The organism is Nocardioides fonticola (assembly GCF_039536805.1).
GTDB classification, from domain to species: Bacteria; Actinomycetota; Actinomycetes; order Propionibacteriales; family Nocardioidaceae; genus Nocardioides; species Nocardioides fonticola.
This window is the reverse complement of sequence record NZ_BAAAZH010000001.1, coordinates 307,307-331,470: the sequence shown is the minus strand read 5'-3', so window position 1 is coordinate 331,470 and position 24,164 is coordinate 307,307. Positions and strand designations below refer to the sequence as shown.

25 protein-coding genes and 1 tRNA gene are annotated in these 24,164 nt (G+C 72.9%); 15 read left to right on the top strand and 11 right to left on the bottom strand.

From position 1 onward, the window contains the following. Positions 1-14 precede the first annotated feature (14 nt). Entirely contained in the window at positions 15-896 is an 882-nt protein-coding gene (locus tag ABD671_RS01545) for a hypothetical protein (protein WP_344731429.1), read from the bottom strand. Positions 897-1,043: 147 nt separating this feature from the next. Continuing rightward, entirely contained in the window at positions 1,044-1,202 is a 159-nt protein-coding gene (locus tag ABD671_RS01540) for a DUF5679 domain-containing protein (RefSeq protein WP_344731458.1), read from the bottom strand. A gap of 204 nt (positions 1,203-1,406) precedes the next feature. On the opposite strand from ABD671_RS01540, the gene ABD671_RS01535 reads away from it, so the two are divergent. The 3 genes from ABD671_RS01535 to ABD671_RS01525 all read left to right on the top strand — a co-directional run bounded on the left by ABD671_RS01535 (position 1,407) and on the right by ABD671_RS01525 (position 4,142). Further along, positions 1,407-2,198 (top strand): enoyl-CoA hydratase/isomerase family protein, encoded by a 792-nt coding sequence (locus ABD671_RS01535; protein ID WP_344731428.1) that lies wholly within the window; start codon positions 1,407-1,409, stop codon positions 2,196-2,198. Between the two features lie 354 nt (positions 2,199-2,552). Then, positions 2,553-3,596: a PHP domain-containing protein gene (locus tag ABD671_RS01530; protein WP_344731427.1), complete on the top strand. Its 1,044-nt coding sequence runs from the start codon at positions 2,553-2,555 to the stop codon at positions 3,594-3,596. A gap of 9 nt (positions 3,597-3,605) precedes the next feature. Continuing rightward, positions 3,606-4,142, top strand: coding sequence for a M48 metallopeptidase family protein (locus ABD671_RS01525; RefSeq protein WP_344731426.1), 537 nt, complete (start codon positions 3,606-3,608; stop codon positions 4,140-4,142). On the opposite strand, the gene ABD671_RS01520 is transcribed toward ABD671_RS01525, so the two are convergent. Both ABD671_RS01520 and ABD671_RS01515 read right to left on the bottom strand, forming a co-directional pair. After that, on the bottom strand, positions 4,082-4,678 hold the full coding sequence (locus tag ABD671_RS01520; RefSeq protein WP_344731425.1) for an NUDIX hydrolase: 597 nt from the start codon (positions 4,676-4,678) through the stop codon (positions 4,082-4,084). The two genes, ABD671_RS01525 and ABD671_RS01520, sit on opposite strands and share 61 nt — an antisense overlap. Then, entirely contained in the window at positions 4,675-6,036 is a 1,362-nt protein-coding gene (locus tag ABD671_RS01515; RefSeq protein WP_344731424.1) for a zinc-dependent metalloprotease, read from the bottom strand. Before ABD671_RS01515 ends, ABD671_RS01520 begins: the two co-directional genes overlap by 4 nt. A gap of 94 nt (positions 6,037-6,130) precedes the next feature. Between ABD671_RS01515 and ABD671_RS01510 the strand changes: the two genes are divergently transcribed. From ABD671_RS01510 to ABD671_RS01470, 9 genes are all read left to right on the top strand, one after another. Then, positions 6,131-6,571 carry a molybdenum cofactor biosynthesis protein MoaE gene (locus ABD671_RS01510; RefSeq protein ID WP_344731423.1) on the top strand — a complete coding sequence of 147 codons (441 nt, stop codon included), beginning with the start codon at positions 6,131-6,133 and terminating at the stop codon, positions 6,569-6,571. A gap of 36 nt (positions 6,572-6,607) precedes the next feature. Next, positions 6,608-6,832: a hypothetical protein gene (locus ABD671_RS01505; protein ID WP_344731422.1), complete on the top strand. Its 225-nt coding sequence runs from the start codon at positions 6,608-6,610 to the stop codon at positions 6,830-6,832. A gap of 56 nt (positions 6,833-6,888) precedes the next feature. Further along, complete coding sequence (locus tag ABD671_RS01500) at positions 6,889-7,944, top strand: YlbL family protein (RefSeq protein ID WP_344731420.1); 1,056 nt, start codon at positions 6,889-6,891, stop codon at positions 7,942-7,944. Next, the gene (locus tag ABD671_RS01495; RefSeq protein WP_344731419.1) at positions 7,941-8,504 is read left to right on the top strand and encodes a PPA1309 family protein; all 564 of its coding nucleotides are present in this window, start codon (positions 7,941-7,943) and stop codon (positions 8,502-8,504) included. Before ABD671_RS01500 ends, ABD671_RS01495 begins: the two co-directional genes overlap by 4 nt. 40 nt (positions 8,505-8,544) lie before the next feature. After that, complete coding sequence (locus tag ABD671_RS01490) at positions 8,545-11,571, top strand: UPF0182 family membrane protein (RefSeq protein ID WP_344731457.1); 3,027 nt, start codon at positions 8,545-8,547, stop codon at positions 11,569-11,571. Between the two features lie 53 nt (positions 11,572-11,624). Then, a tRNA-Met gene (locus ABD671_RS01485) sits at positions 11,625-11,698 on the top strand. Between the two features lie 251 nt (positions 11,699-11,949). Continuing rightward, positions 11,950-12,534, top strand: coding sequence for a sigma-70 family RNA polymerase sigma factor (locus ABD671_RS01480; RefSeq protein ID WP_344731418.1), 585 nt, complete (start codon positions 11,950-11,952; stop codon positions 12,532-12,534). Continuing rightward, the gene (locus ABD671_RS01475; protein WP_344731417.1) at positions 12,531-13,364 is read left to right on the top strand and encodes a hypothetical protein; all 834 of its coding nucleotides are present in this window, start codon (positions 12,531-12,533) and stop codon (positions 13,362-13,364) included. The genes ABD671_RS01480 and ABD671_RS01475 overlap by 4 nt, the downstream gene beginning before the upstream one ends. A 138-nt stretch (positions 13,365-13,502) precedes the next feature. Continuing rightward, positions 13,503-14,366, top strand: coding sequence for an enoyl-ACP reductase FabI (locus tag ABD671_RS01470; protein ID WP_344731416.1), 864 nt, complete (start codon positions 13,503-13,505; stop codon positions 14,364-14,366). Positions 14,367-14,405: 39 nt separating this feature from the next. On the opposite strand, the gene ABD671_RS01465 is transcribed toward ABD671_RS01470, so the two are convergent. Next, complete coding sequence (locus ABD671_RS01465; RefSeq protein ID WP_344731415.1) at positions 14,406-14,876, bottom strand: DUF6326 family protein; 471 nt, start codon at positions 14,874-14,876, stop codon at positions 14,406-14,408. Between the two features lie 160 nt (positions 14,877-15,036). On the opposite strand from ABD671_RS01465, the gene ABD671_RS01460 reads away from it, so the two are divergent. Both ABD671_RS01460 and ABD671_RS01455 read left to right on the top strand, forming a co-directional pair. Continuing rightward, a complete protein-coding gene (locus tag ABD671_RS01460; RefSeq protein WP_344731414.1) occupies positions 15,037-16,176 on the top strand; it encodes a sensor histidine kinase in 1,140 nt (379 codons plus the stop codon). Next, entirely contained in the window at positions 16,173-16,820 is a 648-nt protein-coding gene (locus ABD671_RS01455) for a response regulator (RefSeq protein ID WP_344731413.1), read from the top strand. The genes ABD671_RS01460 and ABD671_RS01455 overlap by 4 nt, the downstream gene beginning before the upstream one ends. A gap of 29 nt (positions 16,821-16,849) precedes the next feature. On the opposite strand, the gene ABD671_RS01450 is transcribed toward ABD671_RS01455, so the two are convergent. From ABD671_RS01450 to ABD671_RS01435, 4 genes are all read right to left on the bottom strand, one after another. Continuing rightward, entirely contained in the window at positions 16,850-18,223 is a 1,374-nt protein-coding gene (locus ABD671_RS01450; RefSeq protein ID WP_344731412.1) for an aminotransferase class I/II-fold pyridoxal phosphate-dependent enzyme, read from the bottom strand. A 203-nt stretch (positions 18,224-18,426) separates the two neighbouring features. Continuing rightward, on the bottom strand, positions 18,427-19,710 hold the full coding sequence (locus ABD671_RS01445) for a vanadium-dependent haloperoxidase (protein ID WP_344731411.1): 1,284 nt from the start codon (positions 19,708-19,710) through the stop codon (positions 18,427-18,429). Between the two features lie 108 nt (positions 19,711-19,818). Further along, positions 19,819-20,256, bottom strand: coding sequence for a VOC family protein (locus ABD671_RS01440; protein WP_344731410.1), 438 nt, complete (start codon positions 20,254-20,256; stop codon positions 19,819-19,821). 73 nt (positions 20,257-20,329) lie between these two features. Next, positions 20,330-20,689 carry a VOC family protein gene (locus tag ABD671_RS01435; protein ID WP_344731409.1) on the bottom strand — a complete coding sequence of 120 codons (360 nt, stop codon included), beginning with the start codon at positions 20,687-20,689 and terminating at the stop codon, positions 20,330-20,332. 96 nt (positions 20,690-20,785) lie between these two features. Here ABD671_RS01435 and ABD671_RS01430 point away from each other — a divergent pair, with 96 nt between their 5' ends. Beyond that, the gene (locus tag ABD671_RS01430; RefSeq protein WP_344731408.1) at positions 20,786-21,463 is read left to right on the top strand and encodes an NADPH-dependent F420 reductase; all 678 of its coding nucleotides are present in this window, start codon (positions 20,786-20,788) and stop codon (positions 21,461-21,463) included. 24 nt (positions 21,464-21,487) lie between these two features. Here the strand turns inward: ABD671_RS01430 and ABD671_RS01425 are convergent, their stop codons facing one another. Next, positions 21,488-21,775 carry a DUF1905 domain-containing protein gene (locus ABD671_RS01425; RefSeq protein ID WP_344731407.1) on the bottom strand — a complete coding sequence of 96 codons (288 nt, stop codon included), beginning with the start codon at positions 21,773-21,775 and terminating at the stop codon, positions 21,488-21,490. Between the two features lie 41 nt (positions 21,776-21,816). Continuing rightward, positions 21,817-23,976 carry an alpha-galactosidase gene (locus ABD671_RS01420; protein ID WP_344731406.1) on the bottom strand — a complete coding sequence of 720 codons (2,160 nt, stop codon included), beginning with the start codon at positions 23,974-23,976 and terminating at the stop codon, positions 21,817-21,819. Between the last annotated feature and the right edge of the window lie 188 nt (positions 23,977-24,164).

Here is a 24,164-nt window from a genome sequence, read left to right as displayed (position 1 = left end):
GTCGGCCGTGATGCTCAGTCGGCCGGCCACGCATCCCACGCGCAGCCGCACGCCGGGTGGCGCAGCCAGCGCGCGTCGTCCTCGGGATGGGCGGTGCCCTCCATGCGCACCGGCCGGCTGCTCGACCAGGTGAGCGGGACGTCACCCTCGACAGCCCGCACGAGGTCGGCGGCCGCGATCGCCAGCGCCTCCTGGAGCAGCGCCGGGTCGGGCCGCAGGGCGGCCGGGCGCAGGCGCGCGACCTGGGCCGCGGTCAGCGGCCATCGCGGGTCGCGGTCGGTGCGGTGGGCGAGCACGCAGTGCAGGCAGGCCGTCAGGCCGGGGTGCACGTAGGGGCCGACGACGCATCCGTCGGGTTCGATGAGGACGACGAGGTGCTCCAGCCCGGCGGCCACCCAGGGTGCGGCCTCCTCGGCGGCCGTGGCCGCGTGGGCCAGCAGGAGGGTCGGGTCGGCGTCGGTCGCGACGGGATCGGCCTGCGCCGGGACGATCGCCGCGGCGAGCCCGGCGCGGAGCAGCGCGTCGCGGGCCGGTTCGGCGAGGTCGTCGAGCCCGCCGGCCGCGCGGACGGCGATGGAGGCCTCGCGCCGGCCTGCCAGGCGTCGCGCGGCGTCCAGACCGCCGCGCGCGGTGATCGCGACCTCGTCCGCTGCGTCGGTGCCCAGCAGCGCGCCGTCGACCACGAGATCGTGGGCGAGCAGGCGGTCGAGCACCCGGGTCTGCGGCCCGCCGAGCGCGGGACGCCGGTGCTCGCGCAGCGCGTCGAGCACGTCGCGGACCTCGGGCCGGTCGGGGAGCACCGCGACGCGGCGCAGGCCCAGCCGCACCTCCAGCCAGGCGGCGTCGCGGCGCACGACGACGGCACCGGGGGCGAGGGCGGGTGCGGCAGGCAGCATGCGGGGCTCCTACCCGCTCGCGAGCGTCCGGGCGGCGGCGTCCACAGGCGCGGACGCAGGGAGCCGGGAACGACAGATCCCGCCGCCTCCCCCGAGGGGAGACGACGGGATCGTGTCAGTGGGGCGTGGGACGCCCGTTCGGAAGGCTCAGGCCTTGCCGAGGATGCGGTTGAGGTTGGTGCCGCACTGCGGGCACACGGCCTTGGCCATGCGGGTGCCCTTGTCGTTCACCTTGACCTCGCCCTCAGCCTGACGCTTGTCCTTGCACTTGACGCAGTAGAACTCGCCGCTCCAGGTCTCCGCCATGACGGCCTCCTTGCTCTTGGTACTCACGTGTGGTCGTCGCGACGGGGATGGTGCTGCAGGGAAGCCCGTCGGGGCGTCGGGACCCGCAGGCCCGCTCAGCCGGGGATGACCCTACGCCACGCCTGACGGCCCGCCTAACAGGCGTGCCCCCGCGTGGCGCGGCGCGTCGCCGGACCGGTCCGAGCGCGCCACTAGGGTGCGGCCATGGAGCTGACCGACCTGCGCCTCGAGCGCCCCCGCGACGGCGTCGCGCTGCTCGTGCTCGACGACCCCGACCGCCGCAACGCGATGTCCCCGGAGATGACCGACTCCTGGGTCCGCGCGGTCGACGCGCTCGTCGGCGACCCGACGGTGCGGTGCGTGGTCGTGACGGGCGAGGGCAGCGCCTTCACCTCCGGCGGCAACACCTCCTGGCTGGCCTCCGAGCCCGACGCCAGCGTCGACGAGCTGCGCACCCGGATGATCGCCTTCTACCGGGCCTGGCTCGCGATCCGGCGGCTGGAGGTGCCCACGATCGCCGCGATCAACGGCCCGGCCATCGGTGCCGGGCTGTGCCTGGCCCTGGCCTGCGACCTGCGCCTCGCCGCACGAGGTGCCCGGATGGGCGCACCGTTCGTGAAGCTCGGCCTCCACCCCGGCATGGCCGGCACCTTCCTCCTCCCGGACGCCGTGGGGGCCGCCGCCGCGCGCGACCTGCTGCTGACCGGCCGGCTGGTGGCCGACGAGGAGGCGCTCGGTCTGGGGCTGGTCTCGCGGGTCCTCGAGCCGGCGACGTTCCGCGAGGAGGTGCTGGAGGTGGCGGCCGGGATCGCGGCCACCGCGCCGATCGCCAGCCGGCTGACGAAGCTGGCGCTCGCCCGAGGCGGGCACGCCGACATCGAGACGGCCCTGCAGTGGGAGGCCCTGGCCCAGCCGGTGACGATGGCCACCGCCGACCTCCAGGAGGGCATCCGCGCGGTCGAGGAGCGGCGCGCGCCGCGGTTCACCGGCCGCTGACCCGGCTGCTGACCGGGCTGCTGACGTGGCGAGGCCCCCGGCCGGACACGTCACCCGCCTTCCCCTTGCGGATGTCGCCCCGGGCCCGGGGGCCTCGTCGAGGCGACACGCTAGGAGGCGTCCCGGCCGGGGTCAACGCATCGCGCCCCCACCCTGTGGACGACGCTGTGGATGAAGCTGTGGGGGAACCGCCCGGCCCGTGGAGACACGCCGTCGGACCCGGGGGAGACCTGTGGATGAACCGGCCTGGCATGCTCGACACCGCAGCATCCGCGTGCCGCTGACCTGCGCGAACGCCGTCCGTGCGTCCTCCACCGGGTGTGGAGGAAATTCCCTGGAGCGAGGAGTCGAAGGATGTCCGGACCGGAGCCGTACGCCGACGGCCCGGTGGCCGCGCTGCGCCGGATCGCCTTCCTGCTCGAGCGGGGTCGCGAGGACACCTACAAGGTCAAGGCCTTCCGCGCCGCCGCCGCCACGCTGCTGCCGATGGACCCCGCGGACGTCGCCGCGGCGACCGCCGCGGGCACCCTGACCGAGCTGCCCGGCATCGGCGCCAGCACCGCCGCCGTCATCGCCGAGGCGGTGCGCGGGGAGACCCCCGCCCGCCTGGCGCGCGCCGAGGCCGAGCACGGCGGCCCGCTCGTGCAGGGCGGCGAGGAGCTGATGGCCGCGATCCGCGGTGACCTGCACAGCCACTCCGACTGGTCCGACGGCGGCTCGCCGATCGAGGAGATGGCCTTCACCGCGATCGAGCTCGGCCGCGAGTACCAGGTGCTCACCGACCACTCGCCGCGCCTCAAGGTCGCCCGCGGGCTGTCGGCCGAGCGTCTCGCCCGCCAGCTCGACGTCGTCGACGCCGTGAACGCCCACCTCGCCGACACGGGGTTCACGCTGCTGAAGGGCATCGAGGTCGACATCCTCGACGACGGCGGCCTGGACCAGACCAAGGAGATGCTGGCCCGCCTCGACGTCCGGGTGGCCAGCGTGCACTCGAAGCTGGCCATGGAGCCCGCGGCGATGACGCGCCGCATGGTCGCTGCCGTCGCCAACCCCTTCACCAACGTGCTCGGCCACTGCACCGGCCGGTTGGTCACCGGCGGTCGCGGCACCCGCCCGGAATCGCGCTTCGACGCCCGCCGGGTCTTCGAGGCGTGCGCCGAGCACGGGGTCGCCGTCGAGATCAACGCGCGCCCGGAGCGGCGCGATCCGCCGACCCGGCTCCTCGAGCTCGCCCGCGACGTCGGCTGCCTGTTCAGCATCGACTCCGACGCCCACGCGCCCGGCCAGCTCGACTTCCTGCCCTACGGTGCCGCCCGTGCCGCCGAGGCGGGGATCGACCCCGATCGGATCGTCAACACGTGGCCGCGGGAGCGCCTGCTGGCCTGGGCGAGCCGTTAGTTTGCCGTCATGGATGCGGGGGAGCCGACGGCGGAGGTCGAGGTGCGACGCTCGACGCGTCGCGTCCGCACCGTGTCGGCCTACCGCGAGGGCGAGCGCATCGTCGTCCTCATCCCCGACTCGCTCAGCAGCTCGGAGGAGCAGCACTGGGTCGAGGTGATGGTCGCCCGTCTGGAGAAGGCCGAGCGACGCAAGCGGCCCTCTGACGCCGAGCTGCTGCAGCGCGCGATCGGGTTGAGCGACCGCTACCTCGGCGGCATCGCGATCCCCGAGTCGGTGCGGTGGGTCGACAACCAGAACACCCGGTGGGGTTCCTGCACGCCCGGCGACCGCACGATCCGGCTGTCGACGCGGTTGCAGGGCATGCCGTCGTGGGTCGTCGACTACGTGATCGTGCACGAGCTGGCCCACCTCTTCGAGTCCAGCCACAACGCCCGCTTCTGGAGCTGGGTCGACCGCTACCCGCAGGCGGAGCGGGCCAAGGGCTACCTGCTGGGCTGGTCGGCGGCCTCGAAGGTCGATCCGCCGCCGAGCGAGGTCGACTGACGCTCCCGCGCGATCGCCACCAGATCGTGCATGCGGGGCTCGAGGTCGTCGGGCAGCGCGTCGACGGGCCACCAGCGCACGTCGAGGGACTCCTCGCTGACGGCGATCTGCGTGCCGGCGGGCACCCAGGCGACGTAGCGGACGTCGAGGTGCTCGACCTCGCCGGCGTCGCCGCAGAACGGGACGACGTGGGAGTCGAGCTGGGCCGGCACCGGATCGAGCGTCAGGTCGGCGATGCCCGATTCCTCCCGCCCCTCGCGCAGCGCGGCCCCTGCCAGCGTGGCGTCGCCCGCCTCGAGGTGGCCGCCGAAATGGAACCAGCGGCGGGCCTTGCGGTGCAGGTTGAGCAGCACGTGCTCGCCCGTGCCGTCGATGACCAGCACCCCGGCGGTGATGTGCGCGGGGCGGCACGCGCGCTCCAGCCCGTCGGGGTGGGCGCGCAGGTGCTCGACGTAGCGCTGCCGCAGGGTGTCCTGCTCGGGGTCGGGGGTGGTCCAGCCGGTGAGGGTCGCGAGCGCGTCGGCGTGCAGGCTCACGCGGACGGCGTCCCCTCGCCGCCGTCGCCCTCGCCGGTCTCGCCGGTCTCGCCGTCGAGCAGGCGGGCCAGCTCGGCGTCGAAGTCGTCGGCCGACAGCTCGGCCGGGGCGGCGGCGTCCTCGCGGAAGCCGAGCGGGTCGTCGAGGTCGGCGGCGGTGGGCAGCAGGTCGGGGTGGGTCCAGACGCCGTCGCGGGCCTCGGTGCCCTGGCGGGTGCGCAGCGAGCCCCACAGGGTGGAGGCGTCGCGCAGCCGGCGCGGGCGCAGTTCGAGGCCGACGAGCGCGGCGAAGGCGGCCTCGGCCGGCCCGCCCGCGGCGCGCCGGCGCCGGATGGCCTCCTGGAGGCGCCCGGCGGTGGGCATCCGCTCGGCGGTGGCCTGCCCGACGACCTCGTCGACCCAGCCCTCGACCAGCGCGAGCGCGGTCTCCAGGCGCTGGAGGGCGGCCTCCTGCGCCGGCGTGCGGGGGAGGTCGAACATGCCCTCCTCGAGCAGCCCCTGGACGGCGGCGGGGTCGCTGGGGTCGATGCCGCGCAGCTGCTCCTCGACCCGCTGCTGCATGGCCTCGGCGTTGATCGTGATGCCGCGGGCGTAGTCGGTGACCGCGCCGAGCAGGTGCTCGCGCAGCCACGGCACGTGGGCGAAGAGCCGCTGGTGGGCGGCCTCGCGCAACGCCAGGTAGAGCAGGACGTCGTCGTGGCCGACGCCGAGGCCGGCTGCGAACTCCTCGATCGCGGCGGGCAGCAGCACCGCACGGCCCGCGGGCGCCAGCGGCAGCCCGACGTCGGAGACCGTGAGGACGTCGCCGGCGAGCTGGCCGATGCCGGAGCCGACCTGGTGGGCGAGCATGCCGCCGATGGCCTTGCCGACCATGCCGATGAGCGGGCCGGCCATCGCGCGGGCCTGCTCGGGCAGCGCCGCGCTGAGCGCCTCGACCGAGGAGGCGGCGATCGGCTCGACGAGCACCTTCCACACCTCGGCGGTGCCGACGATCCACTCCGCCCGGCTCCAGGCCGCGGTGCTGGTGATGCCGCTGGGGAAGGCGGTGGTCTCGTCGAGCCAGTGGTCGGCCAGGCGCAGCGCGTCGGCGACGGCGTCCTTCTGGCGCTGGGTCGGCGTCGGGTCGGGCTCCTGCGCGGCGGTCTTGCGGGCGACGTCGAGGGCGAGGTCCCAGTTCAGCGGACCGTCGTAGGGCTGCATCATCGACTGGATCTGCCCCATGAGCGCGGAGAGGTCGGGCATGCCGGAGCCCGGGACGCCGAAGGCGCCCATGCCGCCCCCGGTGAAGAACTGCTCGAAGGGCGTGCCCTTGAACGGGTTGTCGCCGGGGTCGCCGGATTCGCCGGGCTTGTCGCTCATGTCCTCCACGGTACCGAGGGTCGCTGGGTGTTCGCTGAGGGCGGAGCGGGGCGCGGACCGCCGCCGCCGCGCCGGTGGCACTAGGGTGCCGATCGTGCCCCCGCTGAGCGATCCCGCCGTCGTCCGCCTGTGCGAGCTGCGCGAGGAGCCGCTCGACGTCGCCGAGGTGCTCGAGGCGCTCGGGGACGACGGCTCGGGCGGCGTCACGCTCTTCGTCGGGCGGGTGCGCGACCACGACCACGGCAGCGGCGTCACTGGCCTGGAGTACTCGGCCCACCCGAGCGCGCAGGAGACGATGGCCGGCGTGTGCGAGCGGGTCGCGGAGCGGTTCGACGTGCACGCGGTGGCCGCGGTGCACCGGGTGGGCACGCTGGCCATCGGCGACCTGGCGGTGATCGTCGGCACCGCGACCGCCCATCGCGGCGAGGCGTTCGAGGCCACCCGCGCCCTCATCGACACCCTCAAGGCCGAGGTGCCGATCTGGAAGCACCAGCTCTTCACCGACGGCACCGAGGAGTGGGTCGGCGCGCCCTGACCGGCACCGCGCCCTCCGCGCCCTACCCTCGGAGACGTGGAGATCCTGCTCTGGCTCGTGCCGCCGGTGGTCGTCACCGGCCTGACGGCGGCCTGGGTCGGCGTCCTGGGTCGGCAGCGCCCCGCTCCCGATCGCGACGAGCTGACCGATCAGCTGGCGCGCGCCCTGACCCGCGAGACCCCGCGCCGCTACGCCGCCCCGCCGGCGGCACCCGACCGCAGCACCGGGATCGCCGTCCGCCCCTCGCGCCGAGCCTCCTAGGCGCTGGGCGACCACCCACCCCGGGTGCCCTTGGCGCCGGATGAGAAGGTGAGCGCATGGCGATGACGCAGCGCACCATGGCGGCCCTCGTCGCGGTGCCGTTGTTGCTCGGCCTCTTCGCGGCGGCCGGCTTCACCCCGCTGCCGTACGCCACCTACTCGCCCGGCCCGACCGTCGACATCCTCGGTCAGCCGAACGGCTCGGAGACCGTGCAGATCGTCGGCCGCAAGACCTACCGCGACGACGGCCAGCTGCGCATGGTCACCGTCAACGTCTCGCCGGTGGGGGAGAAGCTCGGTCTGCTGCCGCTGCTCTCGGAGTGGTTCAACCGCAAGGACGCCGTCTACCCCTACGACTACGTGCACCCCGACGACGTCTCGGCCGAGCAGGACCGGCAGGAGGGCGCCGTCTCGATGGTCACCTCCCAGGACGTCGCCATCGCCGACGTGCTGCGGCGCCTCGACATCCCGGTCAAGCCCGCGATCGGCGTCTACTACGTGACGCCGGGCAGCCCGGCCGACGGCAAGCTCGAGCCGCGCGACATCTTCCTCAAGGTCGGCGGCGAGCGCATCACCACCGCCGAGCAGCTGGTGAAGGTCGTGCGCGCCACGCCGAAGGGCGACCCGATCTCGATCACCGTGCAGCGCGACGGCAAGGTCAAGACGCTCTCCATCACCCCGGAGGTCGAGGACGGCGTGCAGCGCGTCGGCGTCCAGCCCGGCCAGCTGTTCCGCTACCCGTTCCAGGTGCGGGTCAACATCGACCCGCAGATCGGCGGGCCCAGCGCCGGCATGATGTTCGCGCTGGCCATCTACGACACCCTGACGCCCGGCTCGCTCACCGACGGCAAGGTCATCGCCGGCACCGGCACGCTCGACCTCGACGGCAACGTCGGCCCGATCGGCGGCATCCAGCAGAAGATCGCCGGCGCGCAGCGCGACGGCGCCCAGCTGTTCCTGGTGCCGAAGGACAACTGCGCCGAGGCGCTCGGCGCCGCCAGCCCGCACCCCGAGCTGGTGCGCGTCGACACCCTCGACACCGCGCTCGACGCGATCGAGGCCTGGACCGCCGACCCGTCGGCGAAGCTCCCGAGCTGCGAGGGCGCCTCGTGAGCCTGACGCCGCCCGCGGACGGCGTCCCCGAGGTGCCGGACACGCCGCTGGCGCGCGCCCTGGTCGAGATCGAGGTGCACGTGGCGACGTCCGGGTGGGATCAGCCTGCCCAGCTGTTCGCGCTCGTCGACACCGCCGACCTTATCCGGCGCGAGCCGGCGCTGGCCTCGGTGATGGGGCTCGACCCCGACTCCGGTGCGCTGACGGCGGTGCAGCAGGACCAGCTGCCCTCCGAGCAGAGCCTGGAGGAGGCGCTGGAGTCGATCAGCTGGCCCGCCGAGGTCGTGGGCTGCGCGGCCGTCGTCGAGCGCGTCGTCCTACCGCCCGAGGTCGACGCCGAGATCCCCGACGACCCGGCAGCCGCGGCCGCGTTCGCCGCCGCGCACCCGGCGCGACAGGAGCTCCGGCTGGCCGCCGGAACCACTCGCGACGGTGCGACGTTCTGTGCCATGAGGTTCCGCAGCCACGACCACGACAGTCTCGTGGTCACCGGCGAGGACCTCGTCCCCGGTCTGCTGCAGCGGCTGCAGGCCACCCTCGACCCCGATCCCGGCCGGTAGTCGCCGTCTCCGAGGAGCAGGAGGAACCCACGTGAGCGAGATGTACGAGGAGTCCGAGGCCGCCCCGGCGCCGTCCGGGCCGAGCCGTCGGGGTCGCGCGCTGATCGTGACCGGCGTCGTGCTGGTGGTCGCGCTGTTCGCGCTCACCGGGTTCGCCCGCTTCTACACCGACCGGCTGTGGTTCGACGACCTCGGCTACGGCTCGGTGTTCAGCCGGCTGCTGTGGACCCGGGTCGGTCTGTTCTTCTTCGCCGGCGTCCTGATGGCGGTGGTGGTGTGCCTCAACATCGTCATCGCGTTCCGTGCCCGGCCGCTGTTCGTCTCCCTGCCCGACCAGGACAACCTCGACCGCTACCGCGAGTCGCTGACCCCGATCCGCAAGGTGCTGCTGGCCGGCATCGGCTTCCTGCTGCTGGTCTTCGCCGGCACGTCGGGGGCCTCGCAGTGGCGACAGTTCCTGCTGTGGCGCAACGGCGGCAGCTTCGGCACCAAGGACGAGTACTTCAACAAGGACATCGGCTTCTACATCTTCGATCTGTCCTGGTACCACTACGTCACCGACCTGGCGATGGCAATGCTCGTCGTCTCGATCTTCGCCGCGGCCCTCACCCACTACCTGTACGCCGGCATCCGGCTCCAGGCGCCCGGTGAGCGGCTGACGGCGGCCGCCCAGGTGCAGCTGTCGGTGCTCATCGGCCTGTTCCTGGTGGCCAAGGCGGTCGACTACTGGCTCGACCGCTACGACCTGGTGAGCCAGAGCGGCGGCCTGGTCACCGGTGTCACCTACACCGACGACAACGCCGTGCTGCCGGCCAAGAACATCCTCTTCGGCATCGCGCTCATCTGCGCCGTCCTGTTCTTCCTCAACGTCTGGCGGCGCACCTGGACCCTGCCCTCGGTGGGTGCTGCGCTGATGGCGCTCTCCGCCATCCTGCTCGGCCTGATCGTGCCGGGCATCGTGCAGCAGTTCCAGGTCAAGCCGAGCGAGGCCGACAAGGAGGAGCCCTACATCGCCAAGAACATCACGGCGACCCGGGATGCCTACGACCTCCAGGACGTCGAGGTGAAGCCCTACGCCGACTCCTCGTCGTCCACCACGAAGTCCGATCTCGCCGAGCTCACCCGCCAGCTGAACTCCGTGCCGCTGGTCGACCCGCTGCTGGTGCGGCGCGCGTTCGAGCAGCAGCAGCAGGCGCGGGCCTACTACTCGGTCGCGCCGATCCTCGACGTCGACCGCTACACCATCGACGGCACCGACCGGGCGATGGTCGTGGCTGCCCGCGAGCTCGACCAGAGCGGCATCAACGAGGCCGGTCGCAACTGGTCGAACCTGCACACGGTCTACACCCACGGCGACGGCCTGATCGCGGCCTACGCCAACCAGCTCGAGGCCGACGACGCCACCACGCCCACCGAGGGCATCGCGTGGGCCGAGGGCATCGGCCCCGGCGAGGACCAGCTCAGCCAGGCCACCGGCGGGTACCAGAGCCAGATCTACTTCGGCGAGGACAGCCCCGACTACTCGATCGTCGGCAAGGCGACGCCCGACTCCCCGGACGTCGAGCTGGGTCTCACCGACGCCAACACCCAGACCGAACGGCAGACCACCTACGAGGGTCTCGGCGGCGTCCCGATCGGCAGCACGTTCAAGCAGCTCATGTATGCCATCAAGTTCGGCGAGCCGAACTTCCTGCTCTCGGGTCGCGTCAACGCCAACAGCCAGGTGATCTACGACCGCTCGCCCCGCGAGCGCGTCGAGAAGGTCGCGCCGTGGCTGACGCTCGACAACGACGCCTACCCGACGGTGGTCGACGGCAAGATCCTCTGGGTCATCGACGGCTACACGACCACCGACCGCTACCCGGGCTCGGAGAAGGAGTCGTTCGCCACCATGACGAACGACTCGCGCCCCGACAACACGGGGTTGCAGGCGCCGCCGACCGACGAGATCAACTACATGCGCAACGCGGTCAAGGCCACCGTCGACGCCTACGACGGCACCGTGACGATCTACGCGTGGGACGAGTCCGACCCGATCCTGCAGGCGTGGGAGAAGGCGTTCCCCGACGTCGTCGTCCCGAAGGCCGCGATCCCCGACGACCTGCTCCAGCACCTGCGCTACCCCGACGACCTGTTCAAGGTGCAGCGCTACCAGCTGGCGCGCTACCACGTCACCAACGCCTCGGACTTCTACACCGACCGCAACCGGTGGGAGGTGCCGCTCGACCCGAACGACTCGACCAACAACGCCCTCCAGCCGCCGTACCGGCTCTTCAGCGAGACTCCCGGGACGACCACGAACACCTGGTCGCTCACCTCGGTGTTCGTGCCCTACGGCAAGTCGACGCTGGCGGCCTACCTGTCGGCGAACTCCGATGCCACCGACAAGGAGAACTACGGCAAGCTCGAGGTGCTCCAGATCCCGGGCCAGAGCATCGACGGCCCGGCGAACATCGCCAACCGCATCGGGCAGGACCCCGAGGTGCGCAACCGGCTGCTGCGCTACAGCTCCTCGAGCAACCCGCCGCTGTACGGCAACCTGCTGACCCTCCCGGTCGACGACGGGCTCATCTACGTCGAGCCGATCTACGCCGTCACCGCCGGGTCGGAGACCAGCTACCCGATCCTCCAGTACGTCACGGTCGTCTACGGCGACAACGTCGGCATCGGCCGCACCCTCGGCGAGGCCATCGCCGACGTGCTGGACGCCTCGGCTGCCAGCGGCGGGGACACCGGTGGCGACACGGGCGGCGACAACGGTGGCGACAACGGCGGCGACAACGGCGGCCAGGCCACCGGCACCGTCAACGAGCGCATCCGCGACCTGCTCTCGCGGGCCGACGACGCCTTCGCTGCCGCGAACCGTGCCCTCGAGGCCGGCAAGCTCGGCACCTATCAGAAGCAGGTCAAGCTCGCCCAGAGCCTGGTGCAGCAGGCACTGGACCTCTCCCAGCAGCGCGGTTCGTCGTCCGGCTCGGGCAGCTCGAGCTCGCCGTCGGCCAGCCCCTCGGCGTCCCCGTCGGCCTCGCCGTCGGCCGACGCCAGCACCAGCGCATCGGGGGAGTGACGCCTCCCGATTTGGCCGGATCGCGACGCCCCTTGTAACGTTGGGTTCACCGACGCGGGGTGGAGCAGCTCGGTAGCTCGCTGGGCTCATAACCCAGAGGTCGCAGGTTCAAATCCTGCCCCCGCTACAAATTTGATGTCCCAGGACATCGCGGACACCCGGATCCACGGAGACGTGGGTCCGGGTGTTCTTCATTTGGTGGTGTGGGGCTGGCTAGTCCTTGGCGGGGTCGATGCAGACCTCGCGGACGAGTCCGCCGGTGAGGCCTCGATGGGCCGTCCGGCTCCGAGGGAGAACCACCCGGCGGGTGAGCGGTGAATCGAGCGGTGTTGCGGGGCGAGGGTGATACACCTGCCGAGATCGGGACATGAAGAGGGTATGAACCCCACGCCGTCGCATGCCGAGCGCGAGCAGCGCTTCCGGGCGGTCTACGACGCGACCTACCTCGATCTGCTGCGCTTCCTGCGTCGTCGGGTCGATGCGGCCGACGCCGACGACCTGGTCGCCGACGTCATGCTCGTCGCCTGGCGGCGTCTGGACGACGTGCCGGTCGACATCTCCGGGGCCCGCGCCTGGCTGTTCGGGGTCGCACGCCACACCCTGCTGAACTCCCGACGGCGCGACGACCGCCGTGACGCGGTCGCCGTCCGTCTGGCCGAGGTCGAGCGGTCGGCGCCCGACGGCGCCGATGCTCACGACCTGGTCGCGCATCGTCTCGACCTCGCCGCGGCCTGGCCGCGTCTGGGGGCAGCGCACCAGGAGGCGATCGCCCTCGCCGTCCTCGACGGCCTCAGCGCCCCCGAGGCGGCTGCCGTGCTCGGCATCGCGCCGACGGCATTCCGGTTGCGGCTCTCCCGTGCCCGGCGGGCGCTGCGCCGACTGGTCGCCGAGACCGACCTCCCTGACGACACCGCAGGCGACCGCGCCCCGGGGCGCCTCGCCGACCCGAGGAGCACCCGATGACCCACGACGCCGACCTGACCACCACCGCGCTGCGCGATCTCGACCCGGCCGCAGCCACCGACCTCACGGCCACCGAGCGCATCCGCGCGGAGGCCACCTTCGCCCGCATCGTCGCCACCCCGCCCGAGGCGCCGGGGGAGCGGACGCCGTCCCGGCGCCGATCGCGCCGTCGACGCCTGCTCGTGCCGGTCGGGCTTGCGGGCGCGGCCGCCCTCGCGATCCCGGCCGGCCTGATCGGCGGCGGCTCGGCCTTCGCCTCCTGGACGCCGGAGCCCCGGCCGCTCCCGGCAGCAGCTGCCCAGGACGCCGCCGCGGCCTGCCGCGCCCTCCTCGGGGTGCCCGACGGCGGTGGCGCCGTGGAGATCGCCGAGCGACGGGGCGGCTGGGCGTTCGTGCTCTTCACCGGCCCCGCGGAGGAGGGCTCCTGCCTGATGCCGGAGGAGGTCGTCGACGCCGACGACCCCGCCGCCCATCGCGGCGACGGCTTCTTCGGCAGCTACACCACCGATCCGCCGCCGCTCTCGGACGGGCCGCCCGCGGACGGCATCGAGGAGGACACCAGCATGACCGGCAGCATCCCGAGCGGCAGCCCCTGGCCCTTCAGCCGCGACGACTGGTTCAGCTGGGTCGAGGGCTTCGTGGGCCGCGACGTCGTCGCCGTCACCGTGCATCCGCCGGTCGGCCCGGACGTCGAGGCCTCCGTGGTCGACGGCCGGTACGCCGCGTGGTGGCCGGCGGGGAAGGCGAACGGCGACAACCCCGGCCTCGGCGGAGCGTTCGGCTACACCCTCACCCTGGCCGACGGCACCACGCGGGACGTCGCTGGCTGACCGTGTCGCCGATCACGTCATCGACCCCAACACCGGAACTGGATTACCGGTAATGTTCTGCCGGTGATCAGGGGCCGACGAGGTCGGCCCACGAGCTCCGTCGCGCTGGTCGCGGCGGACCAGTCCGAAGGAGGAGCGATGTCGATCGACGCGCTCGGCGACCCGACCACCCGCACTGCCGCAGACCTCGCCTGGTCCGGTCCGTTGCTGGCCGGCAAGGTCGTCCTCGTCACCGGCGTCGTCACCACCGAGAGCATCGCGTGCGGCGTCGCCCGGCGGGCCATCGACTTCGGCGCGGAGGTGGTGCTCACCGGTCTCGAGCGCGATCTGGAGAAGGCCCGGGACGCCGCCGCCTCGCTCGGCATCGACACCGTGATCTCCTACGACGCCACCGATCCCGAGGCCGCGGACGCCGTGGTCGAGGAGATCCGACAGCGGGTCGGCCGTCTCGATGCCGCCCTCCATGCCATCGCCTTCGCGCCCCGCGCGGCGCTCTCCGGCGACATCGTCGGGGTCGACCCGGTCGGCCTGGAGAAGGCCTTCCGCACCAGCACCGTCTCCTACGCCGAGACCGCGCGGATCCTCCAGCGCCTCGCGCCCACCTCCGGCGGAAGCCTCGTCGGCCTCGACTTCGACGCCGCGGGCGCCTGGTCGGTCTACAACTGGATGGGGGTCTGCAAGGCCGGCCTGGAGTCCCTCAACCGCTACCTGGCCCGTGACCTCGGGAAGGTGGGCATCCGGTCGAACCTGGTGGCGGCCGGGCCGATCCACACGCGCGCCGCCGGCGGCATCCCCGGCTTCGACGAGCTGCTCGACGCCTGGGCGGAGCGCTCCCCGCTGCCCTGGGACCCGCACGACACCGAGCAGGTCGCGGACGCCGTGTGCTTCCTCTTCTCCGACCTGGCCCGCGCCGTCACCGGCGAGATCCTGCACGTCGACGCCGGCTACCACGCGATGGCGGCACCGCTGCGCCGAGCAGCGGGGCGCGACGCGGAGAGCTGAGGAGCTGGACGGCGTCCTCGCCTGCTCGCTCTCGTGGCCTCAGCGGGCGGCCGTCACAGTGCCGGCCGACCGCTGAGCCACCGCCGCGCGGGCGCGCGGCCAGGCCCACGCCAGACGGAGGATCAGGCCGAGGATCACCAGCTCGACGGCCACGCCGAGGCCGTAGAACCACAGCCACGACTCGCCGGCGAGGTTGAACACGGTCACCGGGACGAACAGTCCGGCGGCGATCAGGTTCGTCGTGCGGGCAACGCGGGCCGGGAGCACCGTCGAGAGCACGACCATGCAGCTGGGCACCGACATGAGCAGCAGGGCCGAGGTCGAGAACACCTGGGAGAGGTCGAACTCGAAGACCCGGCCGTCCAGGATGTCGGCGACCGTGCCGGGGGTGAAGAAGTTGAGGATGTCGACGTAGACGTAGACGAACATGACGCTCGTCCATGCGGCGGCGAGCTGGAGGCGCACGGAGACGGGCTGGTCGTCGAAGGCGGGACCGGTCGGGTGGGACATCGGGACTCCTGTGAGGTCGTCGGAACGGTGGCTCCACCCTCGTCGCGCGGTCGGCCCCTGCCATCCCTCGCGGGGCCGCGATCGGGTCCGCCGAAGGTGCGGTCGCGGGCTCGTACTTTCGGCGGACACGGCGGGGCCCGGTGATCCCTAGGCTGAGCAGGTGGTCCCCGTCCGACGCTCCCTATGGCACGAGCCGCGGCCTCGTGATGCGGCGCCGGTCGGCCGTGACGACGTCCTCCTGGGCGGTGCGTACGCCGTCGTCGCGCTGCTCGAGGGAGCGCTCCGGCCCGACCTGACGTGGCGCATCGGCGTCACCGCGCTCGCCCTGCTGCTGGTGCCCGCCCTCGTCTGGCGTCGTCCCCGCCCCCTGGTCGCCGTCCTGCTCGCCTGGGGTGTCGCCGGGCTGTTGGCCGGGCTCCAGCTCTCGACCGACGTCGGCGACCTCGGGCTCGATGCGATGACGGCCGTGCTGGTGCCGCTCTACGCCCTGGCCCGCTGGGGCTCGGGGCGCGAGATCGCCGTCGGGACGACGTTCGTCGCGGGCGTGGCGACCCTCGGCATGCTCGCGACCTCGGCCACGTGGACCGAACGCATCGGCGGCATCGGGCTCCTCGGGCTCGTCGTCGCGATCGGGGCGGTGTTCCGCTACCGCGCCGACCTCGGGCGTCGCCAGCAGGTCGAGGTCCGCAACGAGGAGCGGATGGCGCTCGCCCGCGAACTGCACGACACCGTCGCCCACCACGTCTCCGCGATCGCGGTGCAGGCCCAGGCGGGCGGGGTGATCGCCGCCTCCCAGCCCGAACGCGCCGCCGCCATCCTCGCGGCGATCGAGGTCGAGGCCTCGCGAACCCTGGCCGAGATGCGCTCGATGGTGCGGGCGCTGCGCGAGGAGGACGCCGTCGACTACGCGCCGCAGGCCGGGGTGGCCGACCTCCCCGCCCTGGCACGCCCCGACGGGACGCCGCGGGTGGTCGTCTCCCTCGACGGTGCGTTGACCCGCCTGCCCCGCCCGGTCGACGGCGCGCTCTTCCGGCTCGCCCAGGAGTCGCTCACCAACGCCGTCCGGCACGCGCGCGGCGCTACCCGGATCGGGATCGAGGTACGGCGCGAGGGCGACGTCGTCCGGCTGCGGGTCGTCGACGACGGCCGCACGTCGGGGTCCGACGCCGCTCGGCACGGGTTCGGACTGCGAGGCATGGGGGAGCGGGCCCAGCTGCTCGGGGGCTCCTGCACTGCCGGACCCGGAGCCGGCGGCGGTTGGGTCGTCGAGGCCGTGCTGCCCGTGGAGGGGCCGGCATGAGCATCCGCGTGGTGGTCGCCGACGACCAGGAACTCGTGCGCACCGGCCTGGTGATGATCCTCGACGCGCAGCCCGATCTCGAGGTCGTCGGCCAGGCCGCCGACGGTCCGGAGGCCCTCGATCTCGCCGCCCGGCTGCGGCCCGACGTCCTGCTCGTCGACATCCGCATGCCGGGGCTGGACGGCGTCGAGGTGACGCGACGCCTGGCCGGGCCCGGGGTCGCGGACCCGCTGGCGGTCGTCGTCATCACCACCTTCGACCTCGACGAGTACGTGCTCGGTGCATTGCGGGCCGGTGCCCGCGGCTTCCTGCTCAAGGACGCCGGCCCGCAGCTGCTCGTGCAGGCCATCCATGCGGCCGCGGCCGGTGACGCCCTCATCGCCCCGGCGGTGACCCGTCGGCTGCTGGCGACCTTCGCCGATCGGGCGCCGCAGCCTGCCGTCCAGCCGATCGATGCGCTGACCGAGCGCGAGGAGGAGGTGCTGGCCCTCGTCGCCCGCGGCCGCACCAATGCCGAGATCGCCGCCGAGCTGTTCATCGGCCTGAGCACGGTGAAGACCCACATCGCCTCGCTCATGGCCAAGCTCGGTGCGCGCAACCGTGTGGAGGTGGCGATCTGGGCCTACGACACGCGTCGGGTCTGAGGAGCTGAAGCGACGCGGCCCCGCCCGACCTAGAACGTCGTGTAGAGCTCCTCGCCGGCGCGTTGCTCGGGCGGGGCGCTCAGGTGCTCGCCCGGCACCTGGAGCGGGATGCCCGGCGGGTAGGCGATGACGTAGCGGCCCTCGAGGCAGCCCGCCAACGGTGTCGGTGAGGCGCCGTAGAGCGTGGTGATCGCCTCCACGAGGGTGTCGACCTGCTCGGGGGTGACGCCGATGTGGAGGGTGAAGAGCAGGGTGGGCCCGTCCTGGCGCGAGACGACGATGCCGTACTCGTCGAAGAGCTCGCGCCGCGCGAGCCGGGCGCGCTCGGGCGAGCCGAGATCGAGGTGCACCTTCATCGGGTCGAGCTGGTAGGCGCCGCCCGCAGCGACGGGCTGGTGCAGCTCGATGCCCGGCGTCGTGCGGGCGAGGTCGCGCACCCGGTCGGCCAGCACCAGTGCCCGATCGACGAGCCGCTCGCCCTCGGCCACCGCATGGGCGCGGGCGATGTCGAGGCTGGCCACGATCGGCAGCGACGGACTGGTGGTGTGCACGCGGTAGACCGCGGCGTCCACGTCGGCGCGCAGCGACTCCGGCCCGATCACGTGCACGTAGGAGCCCTGGCGCAGCGCGAGCATCGACTTGTGCGTCGACTGGGTGACCAGGAAGGACGCCGGCCAGTCCGGGTGGTCGTCGAGCGCCTCGCGGATGCAGGGCACCGCGGCGTTGCGGCGCAGCACGGGATGGAAGGCGTGGATCGCCGTCCACGCCTCGTCGACGAGCACCCGGCAGCCGGTCGTGGCCGTGAGCTCGTGGAGGGCGGCCAGGAAGCGGCGCATCTGCACCAAGGTGCCGTCGTAGGCCGAGACGCCGATGACGATCACGTCGTACGCGACGCCGTCCGCGCGGGCCTGCCGCAGTGCGGTGATGACGCCGTGCTCGGCATCGGCCGGTGCGGTGGGGGCGTAGTGGACCTCCGCGCCGAGCCGGTCGAGGGCGAAGTGCACCGACTGGTGCATCGACCGGTCGACGAGCACCCGGGCCCCGTGGACGCGGAGTGCCTCGAGGGCGATCTGGTTCGCCCCGGTCGTACCGGTGGTGACGTAGTGGGTGTCGTCGGCGCCGAACGCCTCGGCCGTCAGCCGCCGCGAGCGGGCGAGGGAGCGGTGGGCGCGGAAGAAGGAGTCGAGTTCAGGCGAGCCGAGCGTGACCTGGGTGGCCAGCAGACGGGATCCGAAGAGGCGCCGCGCCTGCTCGGCGTGCGCCGAGGTCTCCGGATCGGGAGCGTGGGCCAGCGAACCGACCGGCAGGGCGTGGAAGTTCGCGATGCCCGCGCCCGCGTGGTGCTCCAACGCGTCGGCGTAGGGGGTCTCGGTCAGGCGACGGCGTTGGGCGGTGGTCCACATGGGTGCTCCTCGTACGAAGCGTGCGACCCCGATGCCGCACGGTCGCATCCACCGTGCTCCTGCTTCTCTCCGCACGCGTAGGTCGTGGATCACATCGGATGGTCAGGATCTCGTAAGTGCCTCGGCGGCGGTGCGTCGTGGCTCCGACGCACTGCGGCCCTCCCGGGAGGTGCCGGGAGGGCCGCAGGATCAGGCGGTGCGGTTCACAGACCGATGATCGACAGCTTCGAGAGTCCGTACTTGGCGACCTGCTTGCCGACGCGCGCGCCGACCTTGTCGGAGTTGCGGAAGTGCACGCCCTCGAACACGCGGGCGTCGATGATCTCGTTGGTGATCGTCGCCCAGTCGGAGTAGAGACGCGACTGGCCGGCGAAGTTCGAGCTCGTCAGCGCGACCGTCACCGGCGACTTCTTGCCGACGAGAGCCTCGAGCACCGCCTGCTGGGCGCCACCCTGCAGCGTGTGGCCGCTCGGGTACTCCGGGTGCTGCGGCGCGACCTCGAGGGAGGTCCAGGTGGTGTCCTGGTTCGTCGGCCCCGTGGTGATCGCGGTGTAGGGACGCCAGAAGAGGTAGTCGTACTTGGTCTTCGCGAGCTGGATCTGGGCGTCGACGCTGGTGACGTGGAGGACGGCGACGAGCTTCGCCAGCTGGGCGAGGCTCGCCTTCGGCTGACCGATGAGCAGCTGGCGGGTGATCTGGGCCGAGAAGCCGGTGATGCCCGGGTACCAGAACTTCGCGACGGCGTACTGCTCCGGGGTGCGCGGACCGTCGACCCGACCCAGGCGGGTGGTCTCGGCGAGGTCGGTCAGGTAGGTCGCGGAGTCCAGGGCGGGCGGCGGGCCGGGGTCGAACTGGTTGTTGCTGGTGATGAGGAACGGCTTGGCGTTGGCCTGGCCGGCGCGCACGGCGTTGCGCGTGGTGGGCGGCGTCAGCTGCCAGACGCCGGGCGCGGCGGCCGGGGGAGTGAAGGGCGTGTTGACCGAGGCGGTGTCGGTGCCGTCGCCGGAACGCTCGGAGAGCACGGCGGACGCCGCTGCGCTGCCCGCCGCGATACCGGCGGACTTGGCGGAGCCGCCGGGGATGGTGGCCAGCGAGTTGGTGAGCGCGGTGTCCAGCGCGATCTGCTGGGCCGGGACGAGGGAGACCAGGGTGTCGTGCAGTGCCTGGACGAAGGCGGCCGAGGCGTAGGCGCCCTTCTGGCCCTTTGTTGCCCGCGCGGCCGCGAGCCAGCTGACGGCCCAGGTACGGCTCTGGGTGATCGGCTCGGGGAACGCGGCGGCCGCGAGCGTGCTCTCGGTGAGCAGGTGCCAGCCGACCGCCAGGGCAGCGGCCGCGCCCGGGTCGACCGGGGTGGATCCGTGGTCGTGACCGTGGCCGCGCGCCGGGGAGGCGACCGCCGCCTCGCCGGCGAGGGCGGCGGCCAGGGGGGTGCCGAGGGCGGCGCCCACCAGCAACGATCGGCGTGACGACGAGGGGGTCTGCGACATGTGATCCTCCGAGTATTTGACAAGTATTCAGATCAAGATAGTCCTGTTAAGGATCGGCGACCAGGATCGGTCGAGGGACGAGACGGGCCCGGTCGGCGGCCGCCGGGATCAGCCGATCGCCTCTGCGAGCCCGAGCAGGATCCCCTCCGGTCCGCGGACGTAGCAGAGCAGGTACGCGTCCTCGAAGCGGACGACGTCGTCGCTGACCATCTCCACCCCGTGGGCCTGCAGGCGCTCGAGCGTGTCCCGGAGATCGTCGACCTGGAACATCACCCGCAGATAGCCCCAGGAGTTGACCGGTGCGCGGCGATGGTCGGCCACGACCGTCGGTGCGAGGAAGGTCGACAGCTCCAGGCGCGCGTGTCCGTCCGGTGTGCGCATCATCGCGATCTCGACCCGTTGATCACCCAGGCCGGTGACGCGTCCGGCCCAGGGCCCCTCGACCATTATCCGGCCTTCGAGTTCGAGGCCGAGCACGGTGAAGAAGTCGATCGCGGCGGTGAGGTCCTCCACCGCGATGCCGACGTTGTCCATGCGGATCGTCACGGGATCTCCCGGGGATGTCGAGGCAGGCGTGCCGTGGATGGTGGTCGATCGATGCCGGTGAGGCTGGTGAGCCTCAGCTGAGGCAGAGGCAGAACGGGTGGCCGGCGGGGTCGAGCATGACCCGGAAGGTCGTGCCCGGCTGGTGCTCGTGGCGGCGGGCCCCGAGCCCGATCACCGCGGCCTCAGCCACCTCGAGGTCGTCGACGACGACATCGAGGTGCATCTGCTGAGGGTGCTCCTGGCCCGGCCACTGCGGCACCCGGTAGCCGTCGACCTGCTGGAAGGCGATCGAGTCGCCGTACTCCGCGCGGATCGCCCACCACTCGCCGTCCGGATGCGAGACCTCCCACTCGAGCATCGCGCCGTAGAAGCGGGCCAGAGCCTCGGGGTCGGGGCAGTCGAGGACGACGACGGGGAAACGGGCGATGGCCATGAGGCGACCGTAGTCGGAGGCTCCGGTGTGCGGGATCCCCCGCGTGGAAGGGTCGGTCCTGGCCGCTCGTCCCGAGCGGCCGTCGAGGGAGGCAGCATGCGCATCACCGTGCTCGGCACCGGCGTCGTCGGACGCACGTTGGCCGCCAACCTGGCCGGGCTCGGCCACGACGTCGTCGTCGGCACCCGGGACCCCGACCGGACCCTCGCTCGCAGCGAGCCCGACCAGCGCGGCAATCCGCCCTACTCCGCCTGGGCCGCCGAGCACCCCGGCGTCGGTCTGGCCGCCTACGCCGCCTCGGTGGCCGAGGCCGACGTCGTGCTCAACGCGACCAGCGGAGGAGCCACCGAGGAGGTGCTCGCCGCGATCGGCGCCGAGCTGCTCGCCGGGCGGGTGCTGCTCGACCTCTCCAATCCGCTCGACCTCTCCGCCGGCTGGCCACCCACCCTCTTCGTCAAGGACGACGACTCGCTGGGCGAGCGGCTGCAGCGCGCCTACCCGGCCACCCGGGTCGTGAAGTCGCTCAACACCCTCAACGTCGAGCTCATGGTGCAGCCCGACCTGCTCGGCGAGCCCAGCACCGTGTTCGTCTCCGGCGACGACGCCGAGGCGAAGGCGACCGTGACGCAGCTGCTCACCGACCTCGGCCACCGCGACATACTCGACCTCGGCGGCATCGAGACCTCGCGCGGTGTCGAGATGTACTTCACCCTCTGGCGTCAGACCGGCGCCGCACTCGGCACGGCGCGGTTCAATCTCCGCGTCGTGCGGTGACCTCGGGAAGCGGTGATTCCAGGTTCAGGCCAGTTCGAGGGTGACGGTGGCGACGTCGCCGACGTCGAGGCCCTCGGCCCGGCGCACGGCCTTCTTCACCGGGAGCACGTAGGTCTCGCTACCGGGGAAGACCGACGTGCGCCAGGAACTGCCGCCGATGCGCACCGCGACGGGCACCGAGCCGAAGCCGCGGCGCGGGCCGCTGAGCTCGCGGACCTCCTCGCTCACCTCGGCAGGGAGGTCGACGAAGATCCAGGCGTCCGGCCGGTCCTCGCGCCACAGCCACAGCTCGGCCTCGAACGTCCACGCCATGGCGAGGATGCTCCCAGTCGCAGCGGCTCCGTGCCCAGTGCTCAGTCCACGGCGGTGGCCCGGATCAGCACACTCTCGTCGACGCGCAGCAGCGGCGCCTGGAGACCGACGACCGCGAGCTGCCGCCCCGTCAGCCGGACGCCGTCCAGCCACCCGACCCGGCCCCGACCCGGACGCGCCGCCCTATCGCCGGGAGTCTGGGCGCGCACCAGGTAGGTGCGATCGGGATCGAGACCCGGCATCGGGACCCGGCCCGCGGGCTGGGTGAGGGTGCGGTCGAGGGCGGAGAGCCGGAACAGGGCATCCGACCCGTCCGGCGCCACGACGCCGTCGAGCTGGAGTGCGGGATCGGCCAGGTCGGCGCGGACGACGTCCCCGCCGTGCAGCAGGCCCCGCAGGTCGCGGTAGACCGCCACCCAGGCCGCGAGATCGTCGAGTTCGGGGTCGCTCAGCGTGGTGAGGTCCCACTCGACCCCGAAGTGCCCCCACAGCGCCGTCGAGGCCCGGAACTCCAAGGTGTGGGAGCGACCGGTCGTGTGGTCGGGGCGACCGCCGATGTGGGTGCCCATCAGCTCCGGCGGCAGCAGCAGGCCGGTCCAGCGCACGAGGCGGTGGCGCTCGTGGGCGTCGATGCAGTCGGAGACCCAGACCCGGTCGGTGTGCTCGAGCACGCCGAGGTCGAGCCGCGCGCCACCCGCGCTGCAGGACTCGATCTCCAACCCGGGATGCCGCTCCTTGAGCGCGTCCATGAGCGCATAGGCGGCCAGCGTCTGTCGGTGCACGCCCGGTGTGAAGTCGGGGGAGTGCCCGGCCGCGACGAGTGGCCGGTTGTGGTCCCACTTCAAGAAGGCGACGCCGTACTCGCCCACGATCGCCGAGAGCCGCTCCAGCAGATGGGCGAACACCTCGGGGTGGCCGAGGTCGAGCACGTGCTGTTGCCGCGACGCCGGGCCCGGACCGTGGGCAGTGCTGAGCAGCCAGTCGGGGTGGGAGCGGGCGAGGTCGGAATCGAGGTTGACCATCTCCGGCTCGACCCACAGGCCGAACTCCAGGCCCAGCCCGTGCACGCGGTCGACGAGCGGGTGCAGCCCGTCGGGCCACCGCTGGGGGTCGACGCTCCAGTCGCCGAGCCCGGCGTGGTCGCCCGTGCGTCCGCGGAACCAGCCGTCGTCGAGCACGAACCGCTCGATGCCCACCCGAGCCGCCCGCTCGGCCAGGGCCAGCAGCGTCGGGAGATCGTGGTCGAAGTAGACGCTCTCCCAGGTGTTCAGCAGGGCCTTGCGCGGGGACGCCGGGTGCGAGACGCGGGCCCGCAGGTGCCGGTGGAAGCGCGCCGACAGGGCGTCGAGGCCCTCGCCCCACGAGCCGAGCAGCCAGGGGGACACGTACTCCTCGCCCGGGTCGAGCCGGATCTCGCCGGGCAGCAGCAGCTCGCCGCCGCGCAGCAGGCGCCGCTCGGCGTGCGTGCGTTCGGCGCTCAGCACCTGGTCGCCGCTCCACGCCAGATGCACGCCCCACACATCGCCGGAGCGGAAGCCGAAGCCCGCGCGGCCCGCGCACAGGAGTGTCGCGGAGTCGTGGCCCGGGCGCCCGCCCCACGACTCGCGCACCCACGATCCGATGTCGAACGGACGCCGCTGCGGCACCCGCTCGCCGTTGTGGCGCCCGGCCAGGTCGAGCAGTTCGTCGGCGTGCGCCGGCACCGGCAGGGCGGGCAGCAGCGACTCGACGGCGTAGGGCGCCGTCCCGGTGTTGCGGACGCCGGCGCGCAGTCGCACCAGTCCCTCGGGGGTCAGCTCGAGCTCGGTCGTCACCAGCAGTGCGGAGACGGCGTCGATCGCCGTGCTGCGCACGAGGGCGGTGGTGCGGGCGTCGGCACCGTCGTCCTCGACGTGGTGGGTGGCGAGGGCGTAGGTCGGCGACCAGTCGCGTCCCTCCCGGGAGCCCAGGAGGCCCGGACGGCCCAGCCAGCCCGCCGACTGCTGGGGCAGCACCGCGACCGACGGCGTCAGCATCACCACCGAGTCGACGTAGGGGACCGCCGTGGCCCGGGCGAGGGCCTCGGTGTCGAGGTCGGCACCGAGGTCGGCGCCCCAGTGCAGGATCGCCGGCAGTCCGTCGGTCGGCAGCGAGACCACCAGGCTCGTCCCGGCGCGACGCAGGTGCAGATGCGTCACGTGCTCGTCGCTGCGCTCGGTCATCGCGTCACCTCCGCTGGCGCTCCGGTCGCGATGACGGCATCCGTCATGAGCTCGCTGCGCTCGCTCATCGCGTCACCTCCGCTCGTCGTGTCGGGTGTCCGGTGGTCGAGGTGCGACGAGCGCCAGCGAGGAGCCGCGAGTCCCGGTGAGGGGTTCGCGCGCGGTGGGCACCGTCGTGGGTGGGTGCG